The organism is Arthrobacter sp. AL12 (assembly GCF_029960645.1).
GTDB lineage: Bacteria > Actinomycetota > Actinomycetes > Actinomycetales > Micrococcaceae > Arthrobacter.
On record NZ_JASBQY010000032.1, the window covers coordinates 1 to 2,795 of the forward strand.

The following is a 2,795-nucleotide window of genomic DNA, read 5'->3' on the forward strand; positions in this document are numbered from 1 at the left end:
AGCTGATTGGCCTGCTGACATGGATGGCCGTTGCCGTCCTCATCCACGACGGCGTTATTGTGCCGCTCTCCACCATCGCCGGTGCGGGCCTGACCCGGGCAGGTGCGAAACTCCAACCCGCGTCCGCGGCCGTCCTGCGCGGCGGGTTGCTCACCGGCGCCGTGGTGACCCTGCTGGCGGGGATCCTGCTCAAGGCCCAGTCCGTGGCGCAATCCGCCACGGTCCTGGAGGCCGACTACGCCGTGAACCTTGTGGGGTTCTGGGTAGTGCTGGTGTTGGTCTCCGCCGCCGCCATCTTCTTCCTGGAACGCCGGGCCCGCCGGTCAGGGACCATCAGCCCCTGACCACAGACACCGCTGGTCACCGGACCTTTGTGGGTCCGTGCCTTTGCTGCGGAGGTTTGCCTCAGCCGGGGGTTCAGAGCCCCCCTTGTCGTCCTGTCTGTCCTGGTCAGACCCGGTCGCCGCGCAGGGGAGCGGTGGCAAATTCCTGTATGCCTTCTGCAAATCCCACTGCCGGGGCCCAGCCAAGTTCGGCTTTGATCAGTGCCGAGGAAGCCGTGATGTGGCGGACGTCGCCGAGCCGGTACTCGCCGGTCACTACCGGCGCGGGACCGCCGCTGAAGGTGCTCAACGCCGCCGCGACGTCACCGATCGTGCGTACCTCGTCCGCACCGACGTTGTAGGCCCGGAAACCCGGTGTGCCGGTGCCGGACAGTGACTCCGTGGCGGCGATGTTCGCCGCGGCGACATCCCGGACGTGGATGAAGCTGCGCCGCTGGCCGCCGTCTTCGAACACGCGCGGCGCCTCGCCACGGGCCAGGGCCGAACGGAACAAGGACGCGACTCCTGCGTACGGGGTGTCCCTGGGCATCCTTGGACCATAGACGTTGTGGTAGCGCAGGGCGATGGCCGAGCCGCCGGTGCTCCGGGCCCACGAGGCGGCCAGATGCTCCTGGCTCAATTTCGAGGCGGCATAGACGTTCCGGGGATCCAGGGCGGCGTCCTCGGTGACCATGGCAGGGACAAGGACTGCCCCGGATGCCGGGTCGCGGGGATCAAAGATTCCCGCGCGCAGGTCAGCCTCGGTGCGGGGTCCGGGCCGGACGGGAAGCCCGGTCCGGGGTTCGGCGTACGCGCCCTCGCCGTAGACCACCATCGAGGAGGCCAGGACCAGACGGGTGATGCTGTGGCGTTCCATGGCGGCCAGCAGGACGGCCGTGGCGTAGTCGTTGTTGTGGATGTAGTCCGGTGCGTCGGCGAAGCTGACGCCCAGTCCGACCTTCGCACTCTGGTGGCAGACCGTATCGACACCCTGTAACGCCGAATCGACCGTGGCCGGGTCCGTGACGTCACCGGTCATCAGTTCCACCTGCGGGTTGAAGACGGGCGGCGCGGGATGGAGGTCGGGGCTCAATGAGTCAAGGACCCGCACGGACCAGCCTTTGGCGAGGGCGGCGTCGACGATGTGCGAACCGATGAACCCGGCACCTCCGGTGATGAGGAGCATCATCTGGCGTCCGCCGTTTCCCGGAGGGCAGGGAGCGCCATGATCCGGCGCACCGCTTCCTGATCCATCAGCGGCCGGGCGTGGTAGTCCTCACTGATGGTCGCGACGGTCGCTTCAAGAACGGCCAGGACGTTGTGCTGGGCATTTTTTAGCCGGGCGAAGACGGCGTCGGCGGTTACCGGTTCCGAGCCGTCGTGTCCGGTGTCCGAATCGGTGATGAACGCCAGATTGGCGAAACCCATGTTGAGCTCGGCGGCCAGCAGGGGTTCGGGGTACTGGGTCATGCTGATGATGTCAGCACCGCCGGTGACGTACCAGGCGGACTCGGCCTTCGTGGAGAACCGTGGTCCGTTGATCACGACCACCGTTGCCTGCGGGACGTAGGCAATGTTGTTTGCTTCAAGTGCGGCAGCGACGTGCGCCCGCAGGGTGGGGCAGAAAGGTTCCGAGGCCGGCAGGTGCTGGACACCGGCGGGAGGGACGCCGTCGATGATGGTCCCGTCGAAAAAGGTGTCCGCGCGTCCCCAGGTGCGGTCGATGAGCTGGTCCGTCACCACGAAGGTGTCAGGGCCGAAGCCTTCCCGCAGGCCGCCCACGGCCGAGGAGGAGAGGACGGCCTCAACGCCGAGGCTTTTGAGGGCCCAAAGGTTGGCGCGGTAGTTGATTTTCTGGGGCGGAAGTGAATGTCCTCCGCCGTGGCGGGGAAGGAAAGCCACGGTGCGTCCGGCGACGTCGGCAAGCGTCACGGGACCCGATGGCGGCCCGTACGGGGTGTCAACGTCGACGGTGGCCAGGACCGCCGCGCCGGGGAGTTGGTAGGTCCCGGACCCGCCGATGATGCCGATGCGCGCCTGCGCCGTTCCGGTGAGTGCTGTGTCCATGGTGCAATCCTGCCATTCGGGGGAGCGTGGTGTGGGGGAGGGGATGCCGGTCACTCGGTGGCCGCAGCAGCAGCCGGCGTCGGGGACTCGAGGCCGGCGAGGGCCGCCAGCTGAAGTTCCTCGCGGCGCCGCCACCAGACACCGGCGGAGACGGCGAGGGCGGTGAGCAGCAGGGCCGCTTGATGCAGCGGAAGGCTGAGGGGTTCCTTGAGGGGAAGCATGTAAATAGCGTCCAGGGCAAGGATGACGGCGACGTATTCCCAGCGCCGGCTCAGGACAATGAACGGCAACAGCATGAGCGCGTACCAGGGGTAGTTCGGGCTGATGATCAGCAGCGTCAGCCCGATCATGACCGTCTGCTGCTCCCAGAGGTTCCCGGTCCGGGTCCGCCGCAGCACACCGAGC

Annotated in this window: 3 protein-coding genes and 1 pseudogene; 1 reads left to right on the forward strand and 3 read right to left on the reverse strand. The window is 67.5% G+C overall.

Going from position 1 to position 2,795, the window contains the following annotated elements; genetic code table 11:
* Positions 1–344: hypothetical protein (locus QK291_RS18850; protein ID WP_282384376.1), on the forward strand; the 344-nt coding region annotated here is incomplete at its 5' end.
* Positions 345–450: 106 nt separating this feature from the next.
* On the opposite strand, the gene QK291_RS18855 is transcribed toward QK291_RS18850, so the two are convergent.
* The 3 genes and pseudogenes from QK291_RS18855 to QK291_RS18865 all read right to left on the reverse strand — a co-directional run.
* A complete protein-coding gene (locus QK291_RS18855) occupies positions 451–1,512 on the reverse strand; it encodes an NAD-dependent epimerase/dehydratase family protein (RefSeq protein ID WP_282384377.1) in 1,062 nt (353 codons plus the stop codon).
* The gene (locus tag QK291_RS18860; protein WP_282384378.1) at positions 1,509–2,390 is read right to left on the reverse strand and encodes an MTAP family purine nucleoside phosphorylase; all 882 of its coding nucleotides are present in this window, start codon (positions 2,388–2,390) and stop codon (positions 1,509–1,511) included. The genes QK291_RS18855 and QK291_RS18860 overlap by 4 nt, the downstream gene beginning before the upstream one ends.
* Positions 2,391–2,440: 50 nt before the next feature.
* Positions 2,441–2,795, reverse strand: a pseudogene (locus QK291_RS18865) (hypothetical protein); the annotation flags it as partial.